Source organism: Ewingella sp. C233 (assembly GCF_055407225.1).
The window spans coordinates 598,866-616,288 of record NZ_JBUZRI010000002.1 but is presented as its reverse complement, the minus strand read 5'-3'; the positions used below and the strand labels follow the sequence as shown (position 1 = coordinate 616,288).

Below are 17,423 nucleotides of genomic sequence, written 5' to 3'. Positions count from 1 at the left end.
AGAAGAGAGTAGGACAAAAGGCTATGCCTTTTGAACGTTGCGAAGCAACGGCCCGAAGGGTGAGGCACGAAGTGGGTCATCAACTGCCAGGCATCAAATAAGTGGAAAACCTCAGTCGAAAGACTGGGGTTTTTTGCTATGGGGAGTTTGGTAAATCCCCACACTCAGCTTAGCGACTATCACTAGCCATCCAGAACAAAAACATCTAAATACATTCCATAAAGCTGAAGATTTTTCACCTTAGCTATGGAGCCTCGACATTCTGGTTGAAAAACGTTATCTTCAGGCATCTAGAAGTCTAAACGTATAAGCGGATGTAGTGGGGAAGTTGTTATGCCAATTCGGGTTCCTGATGAGTTACCGGCCGTGAATTTTCTGCAAAATGAAAATGTCTTTGTCATGACCTCATCACGTGCAAAAACACAGGAAATTCGCCCTTTAAAGGTACTGGTACTGAATCTGATGCCAAAAAAGATCGAGACGGAAAATCAGTTTTTGCGTCTACTCTCCAATTCTCCGCTGCAAATTGATGTACAGCTGCTGCGTATCGATAGTCGTGAATCGAAAAACACGCCGGCAGAACATCTGGATAACTTCTACTGTGATTTCGAAGATATCCAGAATGATAATTTTGACGGCCTGATTGTTACCGGTGCTCCACTTGGTCTGGTAGATTTCTGCGACGTCGCCTATTGGCCACAAATTGAACGTGTGGTCCATTGGGCTAAAGAGCATGTGACATCAACGTTATTTGTTTGCTGGGCCGTTCAGGCCGCATTGAACGTGCTTTATGGCACGCCTAAAATGACGCGCGAAACCAAACTCTCAGGTGTTTATCCTCATCAGACGCTACAGCCATTAGCATTATTGACTCGCGGATTTGATGATAGCTTTTTAGCTCCTCATTCGCGCTATGCTGATTTTCCTGTGGAAGAGCTGCGTAAATATCCTGATCTTAATATTCTGGCGGAATCTGAAGGAGCTGGTGCTTATTTATTTGCAACCAAAGACAAGCGTATGGCGTTTGTCACGGGGCACCCCGAGTATGATGCGGGAACGCTTGCCGGCGAATACCTGCGTGACCGTGACGCCGGGCTTTCACCGGATATGCCGTTCAACTACTTCCCTCAGGATAATCCTGATCTCTCGCCGAAGGCGGCATGGCGCAGCCATGGGCACCTGTTATTCACCAACTGGCTGAATTACTACGTTTATCAGATAACACCATTTGACCTGCGCCAGATGAACCCAACCCTCGAGTAACTGTTTGACCGGGCAGGGGATCTTCAGGATCACCTGTCTGAAAATTGCCTTCTCTTCTTCTCTCTGCCTTTCCCAAATACTGCCTATCAACACCCGCCCTTGTTTTTTAAAAATGAAACCATATCTCATTTTTATAAAAATAATTTCAAATATATCTCATTGATTTATAGTAATTAAAAAATGTATTAAAAATAAAATGGAAATCGTTTTTGATTTTATCATTTTCTTGATTACGCTTAAGTCTCACAGAGCAGAAGTTGAGATAAGGATCTCTTGGCTAAAACGATCCCCCAATCTTGACCATCAGAAGCCTGAACATGAGACAGCCGGAGATAGATTCTCCTGGCTGATATAAGAGATATATCAGGAGAATACCGATGAATCAGCAGATAACACGCTCCGCACTGGACTTCACGCGCCGCTTTACGGAAAAGGAGTCCCTGATATTAACGGAGGAGGCGGTCGACTTTCTGACTGAACTGGTCAGTCATTTTTCCCGCTCACGCAATAAGCTTTTGCAAGAACGAGTTATGGTTCAGCAGCGTATTGATGATGGTTTTTTGCCTGAATTTATTTCAGAAACGGATTCCATTAAAAGTGGATCATGGACTATTCGTGGAATACCAGACGATTTACAAGACCGGCGTGTTGAGATCACCGGTCCGGTAGAAAGAAAAATGGTGATAAATGCTCTCAATGCCAACGTGAAGGTATTTATGGCTGACTTTGAGGATTCACTCTCTCCGGACTGGAACAAAGTCATCGAAGGGCAGATTAATCTGTGTGATGCGGTCAATGGAACGATCAGTTACACCAATGAATCCGGCAAAATTTACCAGCTAAAGCCGAATCCGGCCGTATTGGTATGTCGCGTGCGTGGTCTTCATTTACCGGAAAAGCATGTGCAATGGAACGGAGAGCCTATCCCCGGTGGCTTGTTTGATTTTGCTATGTATTTTTTCCATAACCATCACGCACTGTTGGCAAAAGGCAGCGGCCCTTATTTCTACCTGCCTAAAATGCAGTCCTATCAGGAGGGGGCATGGTGGAGTCAGGTATTCAGTTTTGCCGAAGATTATATGGAACTTCCACGGGGAACAATCAAGGCTACGGTACTTATTGAAACTCTGCCTGCGGTCTTTCAGATGGACGAGATTCTCTACCATCTGCGTGACCATATTGTCGGTCTGAACTGCGGACGTTGGGACTATATCTTCAGCTACATCAAAACCCTGAAAAACCACGCCGACCGCGTATTGCCTGACCGTCAGGCCGTTACGATGACGCAACCCTTCCTGAGTGCTTATTCCCGCCTGCTGATCAAAACCTGTCATCGCCGTGGTGCTCTGGCGATGGGGGGAATGGCAGCATTTATTCCCAGTAAAGAGACTGAACGTAACCAGTGGGTGCTCAATAAAGTCAAAGCTGACAAAGAGCTGGAAGCTGCGAATGGTCATGATGGAACCTGGATTGCCCACCCTGGCCTCGCGGATACCGTCATGGAGGTTTTCAATCAGGCACTGGGTGACCGTAAAAATCAGCTGGACGTCTCGCGTCAGGTTGATGCGCCTGTAACTGCCAGCCAATTACTCGAACCTTGTCCGGGAGATCGAACTGAAGAGGGGATGCGTGCCAATATTCGCGTCGCCGTGCAATACATCGAAGCCTGGATCTGCGGCAACGGCTGCGTACCTATCTACGGTCTGATGGAAGATGCCGCGACTGCTGAGATCTCCCGTACCTCGATCTGGCAGTGGATCCACCACGGCAAAATGCTCAGTAATGGTCAATTGGTAACCAAAGCGCTCTTTCGCCAGATGCTTTGTGAAGAGATGCAGGTTATTCAACAAGAACTGGGCGAACAGCGCTTCAGTGCGGGACGTTTTGATGAAGCCGCCGCGCTGATGGAACGCATTACTACACAGGAAGAGCTGATCGATTTCCTCACCCTGCCAGGCTATGCCTTATTGGCCTGATCACGTTCAACCCTACAAAAGTAACCCCATAACATTAAGAACAGGAAACCGCGCCATGAAAAACTCCCGTACTCAGCAAATTCAGCAACTTGAAGAATCCTGGTCACAACAACGCTGGCAGGGGATCGCCCGTCCATACAGTGCTGCCGAAGTGGTGAGTCTGCGAGGCTCGGTGAATCCGGAATGTACTCTGGCCCAGAACGGCGCAAACCGTTTGTGGAATTTGCTGCATGGCTCAGCGCGCAAAGGTTACGTAAATTGCCTCGGTGCTTTGACCGGCGGACAGGCGTTACAGCAGGCAAAAGCAGGTATTGAAGCTATTTATCTTTCTGGCTGGCAGGTGGCTGCAGACGCCAATACGGCGTCCAGCATGTACCCGGACCAATCCCTTTATCCGGTGAACTCGGTTCCTGAAGTCGTGGCACGCATTAATAATACTTTCCGCCGGGCTGACCAAATCCAATGGTCAAATAATATCGAGCCGGGGCAGACGGGTTACACCGACTATTTTCTGCCTATTGTTGCGGATGCGGAGGCTGGATTCGGTGGCGTACTCAACGCATTTGAGTTGATGAAATCGATGATTGAAGCCGGGGCCGCTGCGGTGCACTTTGAAGACCAGCTTGCTGCGGTGAAAAAGTGCGGGCACATGGGCGGAAAAGTGCTGGTGCCGACTCAGGAAGCGATTCATAAACTGGTTTCCGCCCGCCTTGCGGCCGATGTTCTGGGCGTACCGACTCTGCTGGTTGCACGCACCGATGCAGACGCCGCTGACTTACTGACCTCCGACTGCGACCCATACGACAGCGCGTTTATCACCGGTGAACGCACGCACGAAGGTTTCTACCGTACTCATGCCGGAATAGAGCAGGCAATCAGCCGTGGACTGGCGTATGCACCGTACGCCGATATTGTCTGGTGCGAAACCTCCACGCCGGATTTGGCATTAGCGCAGCGTTTTGCTGACGCAATCCACGCTAAATTCCCGGGGAAACTCCTGGCCTATAATTGCTCGCCATCCTTCAACTGGAAAAAGAATCTCGATGATAAAACCATCGCCAGTTTTCAGGACCAACTGGCTGCAATGGGTTACCAGTATCAGTTTATTACCCTGGCCGGTATTCACAGCATGTGGTTCAACATGTTCGATCTGGCGTATGCCTATGCTCAGGGGGAAGGGATGAAGCATTACGTGGAAAAAGTGCAGGAGCCCGAATTTGCCGCTATCGGTCGTGGTTATACCTTCGCCTCTCATCAGCAGGAAGTTGGCACCGGATATTTCGATAAAGTGACCAATATTATTCAGAGTGGCCGTTCATCCGTCACTGCGTTAACCGGGTCTACTGAAGAGCAGCAGTTTGGCGTTTAACATTTGCAGGCCCGAATAACTCCGGGCCTGCTTTTGACTGGGAGCATCCCCTATGCGTATTGAACTGTTGATTGCCCAGACGATTTTGCAAGGATTTGACGCCCAGTATGGTCGCTTTCTGGAAGTCACTTCGGGTGCTCAGCACCGGTTTGAGCAAGCCGAGTGGGCAGCAGTGCAAGCGGCGATGAAACAGCGAATCCATCTGTACGATCATCATGTCGGGCTGGTTGTTGCACAGCTAAAATGTATCACCGGCCCCCATTTCTATGACGCTGCCTTTCTGGCGACGGTCAAACAATCCTACAGTGAGCTATTACCTGAATATCCCCGGGCAGAAATTGCCGAAAGCTTCTTCAATTCGGTCTACTGCCGCATTTTTAAACATCGTGAATTGACGGCGGAAAAACTGTTCATTTTCAGTGAACAACCTGAATGCTATCGCGGCGTATTTCCCCGCCCGCTTTTTCGCCGGTACGAATCTCAGAGTGATCTTCACAATTTAATCAGGATGATACTGGCAGACTTGCCGATACAGCTTGCATGGGAAGACAGTGAGCGGGATGCCAGTTATATCGCTCAAGCCCTGCAAGCGGTTGTCCCGCACGCGCAAATTTCTTCGGCCATTTTGGACGTTGCAACCGAACTGTTTTATCGCAACAAGGCGGCCTGGCTAGTAGGGAAAATACGCTTTGGCGGCCAGGTCTTACCTTTCCTTCTGCCGGTTCACCGCAGCCTCAGTGGCCAGCTGTTTGTGGATGCCTGTCTAACTGATCGTGATGACGCCAGTATCGTATTCGGATTTGCCCGTTCGTACTTTATGGTTTATGCCCCTCAGCCGGGGGCATTAGTGGAGTGGCTGCGCGAAATTCTGCCTGGCAAAACCACCGCGGAGCTCTACAGCGCCATAGGTTGCCAGAAACATGCAAAAACGGAGTGCTACCGTGAACATCTGCGCTTTATGGCACAAAATAATCAGCAGTTTATTATCGCCCCCGGAGTAAAAGGGATGGTGATGTTGGTTTTCACGCTACCGGGTAGCGACCGTGTTTTTAAAGTGATTAAAGATCGCTTCGCTCCACAAAAAGAGGTGACGGAAGCTCAGGTTATGGCTTGTTATCAGTTGGTTAAAGATCACGATCGGGTGGGGCGTATGGCGGATACCCAGGAGTTTGAGCATTTTACGCTGGCGAAAAAGAACATCAGTGAAGCGCTGATGGAAGAACTGATGCGTGAAGTTCCTGCCAAAATTGAACAGGTCGGTGACAATATTATTTTACGTCACTTGTACATCGAACGCCGAATGACCCCGCTGAATCTTTATCTGGAGCAAGCCAGTGCTCAGCAGTTGCATGACGTGATTGAAGAATATGGCAACGCGATAAAACAACTGGCTGCGGCTAACATTTTCCCCGGTGATATGTTGTTTAAAAACTTCGGTGTCACTCGCCACGGGCGGGTCGTGTTTTATGACTACGATGAAATTTGCTATATGACGCAGGTGAATTTCCGCCGTATTCCTGCCCCGCGTTATCCGGAAGATGAACTGGCCAGCGAGCCTTGGTACAGCATCTCCGCGCAAGATGTTTTCCCTGAAGAGTTTCGCCATTTTCTATGCAGCGATAAACGGCTGAAACCTTTATTTGAGAAACTGCATGGCGATCTGTTTGAAGCCAGTTACTGGCAGGCGGTGCAAAAGCGCATTATCGATGGCCACATCGAGGATGTTTATGCCTACCGCCGCAGACAACGTTTCAGCCAGCGGCATGATGAACGCCAGCTCACTGAGACGTTTTTAACGCTGACAGAATAATTCTCGAGCCTTAATGTTTACCCCCGCCATACGCCTGGGTGATCTCTTTTGCTGCATGAATAACCAGAGCGCCTAGCTCAGTTACCCGGTCATCCGTTATTCGGGATACCGGCCCTGAAATTGAGATCGCAGCATAGGCATCGTTATGTTCGTCATAGATACAGGTTGCTACACAACGAAGCCCCAGCGCATGTTCTTCGTCATCGAAGGCATAGCCCCGTTTACGTGTTTCGGCCAATTCCTGCTTCAGATTGACCGGCGACGTGCGTGTCAGCGGCGTATAGCTATGCAGGCCGATTTTATGCAGCAGTTTTACCAGCCTTTCTTCCGGCAAAGTGGAAAGGAATGCTTTTCCCGCACCTGAAGCATGCATCGGCAGCTTGCCACCAATAGGTGCAGACATACGCATCAGCGCGTTGCACTGCACCTGATCGATGATGATCGCCTGATAATCGCTATGATCAAGCACTGCCAGATTAACCGTTTCGCCAGACTCCTCCATTAAACGGCGCAGCATCGGATGTACCATTGCTAGCAGGTTGCGGCTTTGCAGGAAGCTGCTGCCTACGACAAAAGCATGTGAACCAATAGTCCATAACCCTAAATCCCCTACCTGACGAACAAATCCCTGCTGCTGCATGGTGCTTAGCAGGCGGTGTGTTGTGGAGTTGGGCAAACCGGCCTGCTGAGCAAGGTCGGTCAGCGCGACGCTGCCTTGTGCCTCGGCAATGTACTCCAGTAATTTCAGGCCCCGAGTCAGGGACTGCACCTGTCCGGTGGCGGCGCTACCCGATGCGGCAGCGGCTTTGGTTTTCTTAACGCGTTTGGCCGGAGTAGAAGCGGACGTTGCCATGGGCCTTTTCCTTGTAAGATGCGCTAATTAGCGACGAATTAAAGTTATTTTGGAATTCATTTTCGTTTTTACAGTATGGATCGCAACCTGCCTTTCTGCTCATCCGATGTGTTGCATTCAGACTGCGGGATGCATTCCTGAATTGAAAAAGTCTCACGTTGGGCTGAGCTTTCAGCAAAGGAAGATATGCTAGGATGTTGACCATGATTTCCGGCTTGTACTTAGGGTGTGCCGGTGGTGTGCGACAGGTGAAGAGGTGAGAGTGACGAATCAAGTTGAGGCGCTACGTAAGCAGTTAGCAAAGCGCATTTTGGTACTGGACGGCGGCATGGGTACCATGATCCAAAGCTATCGTTTGGAAGAAGAGGACTACCGTGGCGAACGTTTTGCCGATTGGGAAAGCGATCTCAAAGGCAATAACGATCTTCTGGTGCTGACAAAGCCGGAAGTGATCACCGCGATCCATTACGGCTACCTTGAGGCTGGTGCCGATATCCTCGAAACCAATACCTTCAACTCCACCACCATTGCCATGGCGGATTACCACATGCAGTCGCTGTCGGCAGAAATTAACTATGAAGCCGCTCGCCTGGCACGTATTTGTGCTGATGAATGGACTGCCCGTACACCGGACAAGCCGCGTTATGTCGCCGGTGTCCTTGGGCCAACTAACCGTACGGCGTCGATCTCCCCGGACGTGAACGATCCGGCCTACCGGAATGTCTCTTTTGATCAATTGGTTGAAGCCTACCGCGAATCAACGCGTGCCCTGATCGAAGGCGGTGCTGATCTGATCATGATCGAAACCGTCTTTGATACCCTGAATGCCAAAGCCGCAACGTTTGCCGTAGAAACCGAGTTTGAAGCGATGGGGGTCGTGTTACCGGTCATGATCTCCGGCACCATCACTGATGCCTCCGGTCGTACGCTTTCAGGGCAAACTACCGAAGCCTTCTACAACTCATTACGTCATGTAAAACCGCTGACCTTTGGCCTGAACTGTGCGCTGGGGCCAGACGAACTCCGTCAATATGTGGCTGAACTGTCACGCATTGCAGAATGCTATGTCACCGCACACCCGAACGCAGGCCTCCCTAATGCCTTTGGCGAGTACGATCTCGAAGCCAAAGAAATGGCAGAACACATCGGCGAGTGGGCACGCTCAGGTTTCCTGAACATTGTCGGCGGTTGCTGTGGGACAACGCCTGCGCATATTGCCGCCATGGTGAAAGCGGTTGAGGGCGTACCCCCTCGTGCCCTGCCGGAGATTCCTGTAGCGTGCCGCCTGGCCGGCCTTGAACCATTAACCATTGATGCGCAAACCCTGTTTGTGAACGTAGGCGAACGTACCAATGTCACCGGTTCTGCCCGGTTTAAGCGGCTGATCAAAGAAGAAAAATATATTGAAGCGCTGGCTGTCGCCCGTCAGCAGGTTGAGAGTGGTGCGCAAATCATCGATATCAACATGGACGAAGGCATGCTGGATGCAGAGGCCGCCATGGTGCGCTTCCTCCATCTGATTGCCGGTGAGCCTGATATTGCCCGCGTGCCTATCATGATCGACTCCTCCAAATGGGACGTGATTGAAAAAGGGCTGAAATGCATTCAGGGCAAAGGCATCGTTAACTCGATTTCAATGAAAGAGGGTGAAGAGGTCTTTCTTAGACAAGCACGTAAAGTTCGTCGCTACGGTGCCGCGATGGTCGTGATGGCTTTCGACGAGGACGGTCAGGCTGATACCCGCGCCCGCAAAATAGAAATTTGTCGCCGCGCCTACAAATTGTTGACGGAAGAGGTGGATTTCCCGCCTGAAGACATCATTTTCGACCCCAATATTTTCGCCGTAGCAACCGGTATTGAAGAGCACAACAACTATGCGGTGGATTTCATTGAAGCCTGCGCAGATATTAAAGCTGAGCTGCCACATGCATTGATTTCCGGCGGTGTCTCCAACGTATCTTTCTCTTTCCGGGGTAACGATCCGGTACGTGAAGCTATTCATGCAGTGTTCCTGTACCACGCCATTCGCAGCGGAATGGACATGGGCATCGTTAACGCGGGCCAGTTGGCAATCTATGACGATCTCTCTGCCGAACTGCGTGATGCGGTTGAAGATGTGATCCTCAACCGTCGTGACGACGGCACTGAGCGCCTGCTGGATATCGCTGAAAAATACCGTGGTACCAAAGATGACGGTGAAGCCAATAAACAGCAGGCCGAATGGCGTGGATGGGATGTACGCAAACGCCTGCAATATTCTCTGGTCAAAGGCATTACCGAATTTATCGAGCTGGATACTGAAGAAGTACGCCAGCTTTGTGAGCGCCCGATAGAAGTGATTGAAGGCCCGCTGATGGACGGCATGAATGTTGTCGGTGACCTGTTTGGCGAGGGTAAAATGTTCCTGCCGCAGGTGGTGAAGTCGGCCCGCGTGATGAAACAAGCGGTGGCCTATCTGGAACCCTATATTGAAGCCAGCAAAGAGAAAGGGAAAACCAACGGTAAGATTCTGCTGGCGACGGTAAAGGGTGACGTACACGACATCGGTAAAAACATCGTGGGCGTGGTATTGCAGTGTAATAACTACGAAATTATCGATCTTGGCGTGATGGTTCCGACCGATAAGATCCTTAAAACTGCGATTGAAGAGAAGGTCGATATTATCGGGCTTTCTGGATTGATCACGCCGTCACTTGACGAAATGGTCAACGTTGCCAAAGAGATGCAGCGCCGCGGCTTCACCATACCGCTGCTGATTGGTGGCGCCACTACCTCCAAGGCGCATACGGCCGTGAAGATCGAACAGAACTACAGCGGTTCCACGACCTATGTCCAGAACGCCTCACGGTCAGTCGGTGTCGTCTCTGCACTACTTTCGGATACTCAGCGTGATGCCTTTATCGAACGTACCCGTAAAGAGTATGAGACAGTGCGTATTCAACATGCGCGTAAGAAACCACGCACTCCGCCGGTCAGTCTGGAAGTCGCCCGTGAAAATGCGACCAGTATTGACTGGGAAAACTACACGCCACCGGTTGCCCATCGTCTGGGTGTGCAGAAAGTGGAAGCCAGTATTGAAACGCTGCGCAACTACATCGACTGGACACCATTCTTTATGACCTGGGCACTGGCCGGGAAATATCCGCGCATTCTGGAAGATGAAGTGGTCGGTGAGGAGGCTAAGCGCGTATTTAAGGATGCCAACGATCTGCTCGATAAGCTCTCTGAGGAGAAATTGCTGAACCCGCGCGGTGTCGTCGGATTGTTCCCTGCTAACCGTGTCGGTGACGATATCGAAATCTATAGCGATGAGCGGCGTGATGAAGTGCTGGTGGTCAGCCACCATCTGCGCCAGCAAACTGAAAAGACGGATTTCGCTAACTACTGTCTGGCCGATTTTGTGGCACCGAAATCCAGTGGGAAAAAAGATTATATGGGCGCGTTTGCCGTTACCGGCGGGCTGGAGGAAGATGACTTAGCCGAGGCTTATGACAAACAGCATGATGACTACAACAAAATTATGGTCAAAGCGCTGTCGGACCGTCTAGCTGAAGCTTTCGCCGAATATCTGCACGAACGTGTGCGCAAGGTGTATTGGGGTTTTGCCGCCAATGAAAACCTGAGTAACGACGAACTGATCCGCGAAAACTATCAGGGTATTCGCCCTGCGCCCGGCTATCCAGCTTGTCCGGAACACACCGAAAAAGGTGAGATCTGGAAATTACTGGATGCAGAAACCAATACCGGAATGCAACTCACCGAGTCATTTGCGATGTGGCCCGGTGCCGCAGTTTCCGGCTGGTACTTCAGCCACCCTGACAGCAAATATTTCGCCGTGGCCCAAATCCAGCGTGATCAGGTAGAAGATTATGCGGCACGTAAAAATATGCCTGTCTCTGAAGTTGAACGCTGGCTGGCACCGAACTTAGGCTACGACGCGGATTGACCTATAAATGCCCGTGGAAAAACGGGCACTTTCCCCGTCTGGCTTCACTGCGCTTAATTCACTTCTACATCAATATGTAATGCGTCATAGCGCCAATATTCCAGATCGCAGTCAATCACCCGGTCGTGCTGATCACGGTTAGTTCGGGTGATGAACAGCGCCGGGCTACCCGGTGCGACTTTCAGCGCGCAGGAAGCTTGCTCAGGCAGGCGTGTGGGCACCATATCAAAACGCACCCGGCCGTAGCTTACGCCATACTGTGATGAGTAGAGGTCTGTCAGCGACTGTGTCAGATCGGCGCTCAGAATATTTGGAAAGAATTGCGGGTTGAGGTAATGCTCAACATACAGCACCGGCCTGCCGTCGAGGTAACGCAAGCGGCGGATGCAATAAACCTCACTTTCAGCCGGTAGTGAAAGTTTCCCGCACACTGCGTCACTGGCCTTCAGCGCCTGCGCATCAATTACCTCTGTTCGGGCACTGCGCCCCTGTTCCCGGGCCATCGCATGAAAATGGCTGCGTTGCAGCGGGTTATAGACAATACGTGGCGGAGAAACAAACCAGCCGCGTCTCACTTCGCGATAGATCAATCCCTGTCCTTCGAGCTGGCTAAGCGCTTCGCGCAGCGTAATGCGAGTGGTGGAAAACTGCTCGCTCAATTGCCGCTCGGATGGAAGACGGCCCTCGGCAGAAAAATCTCCATTGGCGATTTTTTCGCTCAGTTTCAGGCAGATCACAGCCACGGTGGTTAAGGCTTCGCTCATGGTTCTGGCCTCATTTCAGTGCGTTTTTGCACCATTACGTCAATTACAGCAATCTTTTGCTGAATTAGTGTGCGCTTGTTAACAGCCTTCAGCTTAAAAATGCTGGTTTTTCGCACTGTAATATAATTATCACAATAGACCGTTAGATTGGCTTGGTTCTTGCTGGACTAGACCAGTACTCACACACCCTACCATCCGGAGCATTCGTTATGAAACAGTTGTTCGCTTCTGTGTTAACCAGCGCGCTCGTTCTTTCGACCTCAGCCGTTTTTGCTGCTGAGCCTCCTGCTGAACTCCTGAAAGCGGCGCAAGCCGAAGGAACCGTAAACAGTGTCGGTATGCCTGATGACTGGGCGAACTGGAAAGGGACCTGGAGTGACCTGAGCACTAAATACGCGCTGAAACACAGCGATACTGACATGAGCTCGGCGCAGGAAATCGCTAAATTCCTTGCCGAAAAAGACAATGCCAGCGCCGACATCGGCGATGTGGGTGCCGCATTCGGACCGGTAGCGGTGCAGAAGGGCGTCACTCAGGCTTACAAACCGACGACCTGGGATCAGGTACCGGATTGGGCGAAAGATAAAGACGGTATGTGGGCACTCGCTTACACCGGAACCATCGCCTTTATTATCGATAAATCGCAGGTAAAAGATGAGCCGCACAGCTGGGCCGATCTGCTGAAAGGCAACTATAAAGTGACTATCGGTGACGTTGGCACGGCGGCTCAGGCAGCGAATGGCGTACTTGCCGCGACCTACGCTATGGGGGGTGATGAAAAAAATCTGAAACCTGGTCTGGAATACTTCGGCAAACTGGCAAAAGCGGGGCGTCTAAGCCTGACTGACCCGGTGATTGCCTCTCTGGAAAAAGGTGAAGTGCAGGTAGGTGTGGTCTGGGATTTCAACGGCCTGAGCTATCGTGACAAAATCGACAAAACCCGCTTTGATGTAGTCATTCCTTCCGATGGCACCATCACCTCCGGCTACACCACAATCATCAACAAATTCGCCAAACATCCAAACGCCGCAAAACTGGCACGTGAATATATCTTCTCCGATGCCGGTCAGATCAATCTGGCGCGCGGTTATGCCCGTCCGATTCGCGCCGATCACATCACCTTACCCGACGACGTGAAAGCCAAACTGCTGCCATCCAGCGAATACAAAAATGCTCACCCGATTGCTGATACTGCAGCCTGGGATAAGAGCGCAAAAACGCTGCCGCGTCTGTGGCAGGAAAACGTCATGATCAACATGCAGCAATAACTGTCGCAATTTAGCAAGAAAGGCAAAAGAGTCGATGAAAAGCATTTTGGTGGTACTGGACGGACTGAATTTTCAGGTCGCCCGTGATGCAATGGGATATTTACAGGCACAGTGCGCTGCTGGACGCGGCCGCTTGTATCAACTGGAATGCGCATTGCCTTCGCTCTCGCGCCCTCTGTATGAGTGCATTCTCACCGGCGTGACGCCGGTTGAGAGTGGCATCGTGCATAACCACGTTGACCGGCTCTCAACGCAGCGCAGCATTTTTCATTATGCCCGCGATGCGGGCCTGATCACTGCCGCTGCGGCATACCACTGGGTCAGCGAGTTGTATAATCGTACACCGTTTGACCCGCCGCGCGACCGTCATACCAGCGACGAAACGCTGGCTATCCAGTACGGCCACTTCTATTACGATGACGGTTACCCAGACTCCCATCTGTTTGATGACGCCGAGAGCCTGCGTCGTCGTCATGATCCGGATTTTCTGCTGATCCATCCGATGAATATCGATGATGCCGGCCATAAGTTTGGTCTTTCCACACCGCAGTATCGCAACAAAGCAAGGGTGGCCGACGGTATCTTGTCGCATTACCTCGGTGACTGGCTGGCGGCCGGCTATCAGGTGATCGTCACCGCTGATCATGGCATGAATGATGACCGCAGCCACGGCGGGATTCTGCCTGAAGAGCGCCAGGTGCCGCTGTTTGTGTTTGGTTCCTCCTTCAGTCTGCAAGACGCCGGACCGCTGCAAACTGAGCTTTGTGGCACGGTATGCCAGCTGCTGAATATCGCCCACGACAAACCGCACTGCGCGGAATTGCTGGCCTGAACCACGCCACTTTTTGAGGAGTGCCGATGAAAGCCAAGTGGATAGCCGCATTATTCATGCTGCCGTTTGCGGTGTTTTTTATCGCTTTTCAGCTGGCCCCGCTGGTTTGGGTGGCAGTCAGCAGTTTTTACAGTGACACCTACGAAGCCTGGGGCTGGGGAAACTACAGCGATATTCTGACGTCGGATTTCTATTTACAGGCCATGCGTTTCTCGCTCGACATCTCCATCTGGTCGAGTCTGTACGGTTTGCTAATTGCGTTAGTGAGCAGTTACTCACTTCGACAGCTCGGCCCGACAAAGTTGCATGACTTCGTCATGTCCTTTACTAATATGACCAGTAATTTCGCGGGCGTTCCGCTGGCATTCGCCTTTGTGATTTTGCTCGGGCTGAACGGCTGTTTAACGCTGATACTGAAAAAATACGGTCTGATGGACAGCTTCAATCTCTATTCGAAAGACGGACTGATTGTGCTTTACACCTATTTTCAGATCCCCCTCGGCGTGCTGTTGCTCTATCCGGCCTTTGACGCGCTGCGCGAAGACTGGCGTGAGTCAGCGGCGCTGCTCGGTGCCGGGCGCTGGCGCTATTGGCGCCATATTGGCCTGCCGGTGCTGTTTCCTGCGCTGATGGGGACGTTCGTTATTCTGCTGGCTAATGCGCTGGGGGCTTATGCCACGGTATATGCGCTGACTACGGGTAACTTCAACGTCGTGCCGGTGCGGATTGCGGCACTGGTGTCGGGAGATATCTCTCTTGATCCAAACATGGGCAGTGCGCTGGCGATGCTGCTGGTAGTACTGATGGCCTTTATTACCCTGATTCATCAGTGGTTGTTACGCAGGAGCTACCTGAATGTGCGCTGAACATTGGGCTGATTGCCGGGAGGAGTGCTATGTCCCGCGCTGAAGGGCTTTACCATCGTCTGATTGTCTGGATCCTGATGATCATCCTGCTGTTGCCGCTTGCCGCCACGCTGGTTTATGCGCTGGTGAACGAGTGGGGAGCCACGATTTTCCCCAGCGGATTTACCCTGAAATGGATGAGGGCTCTGTGGAGTGACCCGCGTTTTTTGGTGGCGCTGGGGCATTCGTTGCTGATCTGCTTCGGTACGTTATTACTGTCTCTGGTTCTGATTCTGCCGCTGATGTTTGTGATCGCTTACTACTTCCCTCGGCTTGATGTGCTGATGAATGTGCTGATCCTGTTGCCATTCGCTGTCCCTCCGGTGGTCTCCTCCGTTGGCCTGATGTCGCTCTATTCATCGGGGCCGCTGGCGATGACCGGTACGCCGTGGATCCTAATCGGCTGTTATTTCACCATCGCATTGCCGTTTATCTACCGTGCTATCTCCAACAATATGCAGGCGATCAATCTGCGCGACCTGATGGACGCCGCGCATCTGCTCGGAGCCAGTACCTGGAAAGCGGCTTTGCTGGTGGTCTTACCGAATTTGCGCAAAGGCGGAACCATTGCCGTGCTGCTCTCGTTTTCCTTTTTAATCGGCGAGTTTGTGTTCGCTAACCTGCTGGCCGGCAGCCGCTATGAAACTTTGCAGGTGTATCTCTACAACATGCGTAACGGCAGCGGCCATTTCACCAGCGCCCTGGTTATCTCTTATTTCGTGGTTGTCCTGGCCTTTACCTGGGTGGCTAACGTGCTGAATAAAGGAAAGAGCTGATATGTCCTATTTACAGGTCACGCAACTCAATAAACATTACGGTCAGACACAGATCTTCAATAACATCGATTTCAGCGCCAGAGAGGGTGAGTTTGTCACCTTGCTGGGGCCGAGTGGCTGTGGAAAATCGACGTTGTTGCGTTGTCTGGCCGGGCTGACGACTGTCGACAGCGGTCAGATCATTTTGCAGGGGCAGGATATCGTTCCGCTCAGCCCGCAGCAGCGCGGTATTGGTATGGTTTTCCAGAGTTACGCGCTGTTCCCTAATATGACGGTGGAAGGCAATGTGGCGTTCGGTCTGAAAATGCAGAAAGCCTCATCCAGTGAGGTGCACCGCCGGGTTGGGGACGTCCTTGCGCTGGTCGAAATGAATGATTACTCCAAACGTTACCCGCATCAGCTTTCCGGTGGTCAGTGTCAGCGCGTGGCGCTGGCGCGTTCCCTCGTCACCGAACCGCGCCTGCTGCTGCTGGATGAACCGCTGTCTGCACTGGATGCGCGGATCCGTAAACATCTGCGTGAACAAATCCGCCGGATTCAGCGCGAAATGAACCTGACGGCCATTTTTGTCACCCACGATCAGGAGGAAGCGCTGACGATGTCAGACCGCATTGTGCTGATGAATAAAGGAAAAATCGTTCAAAATGCTGATGCAGAAACCCTGTATACTGAACCGGTTGATGCTTTTGCCGCTGGTTTCATTGGCAGTTATAACCTGCTCAGCGCCACCGATGCACAGGCGCTGACTGGACAGCACTACGGCGGGCAGGTGGCAATCCGCCCTGAATCGATTGTAATATGTCCACCTGAACAGGGTATTTCTGCCCGAATCCTGCATCACAGCCTGCTCGGCAACGTCGTGCGTTATCGCGTTCTGGCGAATAATGTTGAGCTGTCGGTGGATGTATTAAACCGGTCTGTGGCCTCTCTTCTCGCCGATGGCATCGAAATTGGTCTACAGTTAGATCTTGTTACGTTACGGGAAGTTGCATGAGTCTGGCGCTGTTTGATCTCGATGAAACCCTGATTAATGGCGACTGTTCCAGCCTGTGGTCGGCCTTTATGGTGAAGCAGGGATGGGTGGCGGATGAGCAGGCTTTCCTGCAACGCGACGCCCAACTGATGCAGCAATATGCTGTGGGTCAGATGGACATGCAGGAGTACATGACCTGCACGCTGGCGCCGCTGAAGGGCCGCCCGGAACTGGACGTCGCGGCGATGGTTGAGCGTTATATTCAGGAAGTGATTGCTCCCCGCGTCTATACTGATGCACGTGAATGTCTGGAGCGGCATCGTGCACGCGGCGACCGCACCGTGGTGATTTCCGCTTCGGGTGTGCATCTGGTTGCGCCGATAGCCCGTTATCTCGGCGTTAACGAAACTTTGGCGATTGGTGTCGGTATTGAAAAGGGGATTTTTACCGGCACAACGCAAGGCGTGATGACTTACCGTGAGGGTAAAGTTACGCGGCTGATGGAACTGATTAATCAGGATATTTCACAGCTGCAAACCGCCAGTTTTTATTCGGATTCTCATAATGATTTGCCCTTGCTGACCCAGGTTGGCAAGCCCTATGCAGTCAATCCGGACGCTATCCTGCACCAACACGCCCGGCAGGCAGGATGGCCTGTTTATGCCTGGCGTTAACGGAGCTGTTCTTT

13 protein-coding genes are annotated in these 17,423 nt (G+C 51.6%); 11 read left to right on the top strand and 2 right to left on the bottom strand.

Going from position 1 to position 17,423, the window contains the following annotated elements:
• Positions 1-333 precede the first annotated feature (333 nt).
• The 4 genes from metA to aceK all read left to right on the top strand — a co-directional run bounded on the left by metA (position 334) and on the right by aceK (position 6,418).
• Entirely contained in the window at positions 334-1,263 is a 930-nt protein-coding gene (gene metA / locus ACZRKO_RS15245) for a homoserine O-succinyltransferase MetA (RefSeq protein WP_463738082.1), read from the top strand.
• Between the two features lie 377 nt (positions 1,264-1,640).
• The gene (gene aceB / locus ACZRKO_RS15240; RefSeq protein WP_463738081.1) at positions 1,641-3,239 is read left to right on the top strand and encodes a malate synthase A; all 1,599 of its coding nucleotides are present in this window, start codon (positions 1,641-1,643) and stop codon (positions 3,237-3,239) included.
• A gap of 55 nt (positions 3,240-3,294) precedes the next feature.
• On the top strand, positions 3,295-4,608 hold the full coding sequence (gene aceA, locus ACZRKO_RS15235; RefSeq protein ID WP_463738080.1) for an isocitrate lyase: 1,314 nt from the start codon (positions 3,295-3,297) through the stop codon (positions 4,606-4,608).
• A 52-nt stretch (positions 4,609-4,660) separates the two neighbouring features.
• The gene (gene aceK, locus ACZRKO_RS15230; protein WP_463738079.1) at positions 4,661-6,418 is read left to right on the top strand and encodes a bifunctional isocitrate dehydrogenase kinase/phosphatase; all 1,758 of its coding nucleotides are present in this window, start codon (positions 4,661-4,663) and stop codon (positions 6,416-6,418) included.
• Positions 6,419-6,428: 10 nt separating this feature from the next.
• On the opposite strand, the gene iclR is transcribed toward aceK, so the two are convergent.
• Entirely contained in the window at positions 6,429-7,271 is an 843-nt protein-coding gene (gene iclR, locus ACZRKO_RS15225) for a glyoxylate bypass operon transcriptional repressor IclR (protein WP_463738078.1), read from the bottom strand.
• A gap of 262 nt (positions 7,272-7,533) precedes the next feature.
• Between iclR and metH the strand changes: the two genes are divergently transcribed.
• Entirely contained in the window at positions 7,534-11,217 is a 3,684-nt protein-coding gene (gene metH, locus ACZRKO_RS15220; RefSeq protein ID WP_463738077.1) for a methionine synthase, read from the top strand.
• A gap of 53 nt (positions 11,218-11,270) precedes the next feature.
• On the opposite strand, the gene ACZRKO_RS15215 is transcribed toward metH, so the two are convergent.
• Positions 11,271-11,981, bottom strand: coding sequence for a UTRA domain-containing protein (locus tag ACZRKO_RS15215; protein WP_463738076.1), 711 nt, complete (start codon positions 11,979-11,981; stop codon positions 11,271-11,273).
• A 209-nt stretch (positions 11,982-12,190) separates the two neighbouring features.
• On the opposite strand from ACZRKO_RS15215, the gene ACZRKO_RS15210 reads away from it, so the two are divergent.
• The 6 genes from ACZRKO_RS15210 to ACZRKO_RS15185 are packed head-to-tail and all read left to right on the top strand — an operon-like array spanning position 12,191 to position 17,409.
• Positions 12,191-13,249: an ABC transporter substrate-binding protein gene (locus ACZRKO_RS15210; protein WP_463738075.1), complete on the top strand. Its 1,059-nt coding sequence runs from the start codon at positions 12,191-12,193 to the stop codon at positions 13,247-13,249.
• Positions 13,250-13,283: 34 nt separating this feature from the next.
• Positions 13,284-14,081 carry an alkaline phosphatase family protein gene (locus ACZRKO_RS15205; RefSeq protein WP_463738074.1) on the top strand — a complete coding sequence of 266 codons (798 nt, stop codon included), beginning with the start codon at positions 13,284-13,286 and terminating at the stop codon, positions 14,079-14,081.
• Between the two features lie 26 nt (positions 14,082-14,107).
• Positions 14,108-14,947 carry an ABC transporter permease gene (locus ACZRKO_RS15200; RefSeq protein ID WP_463738073.1) on the top strand — a complete coding sequence of 280 codons (840 nt, stop codon included), beginning with the start codon at positions 14,108-14,110 and terminating at the stop codon, positions 14,945-14,947.
• 29 nt (positions 14,948-14,976) lie between these two features.
• A complete protein-coding gene (locus ACZRKO_RS15195) occupies positions 14,977-15,762 on the top strand; it encodes an ABC transporter permease (RefSeq protein ID WP_463738072.1) in 786 nt (261 codons plus the stop codon).
• Between the two features lies 1 nt (position 15,763).
• Entirely contained in the window at positions 15,764-16,756 is a 993-nt protein-coding gene (locus tag ACZRKO_RS15190; RefSeq protein ID WP_463738071.1) for an ABC transporter ATP-binding protein, read from the top strand.
• Entirely contained in the window at positions 16,753-17,409 is a 657-nt protein-coding gene (locus tag ACZRKO_RS15185; RefSeq protein ID WP_463738070.1) for an HAD family hydrolase, read from the top strand. The genes ACZRKO_RS15190 and ACZRKO_RS15185 overlap by 4 nt, the downstream gene beginning before the upstream one ends.
• The last annotated feature ends 14 nt before the right edge of the window (positions 17,410-17,423 follow it).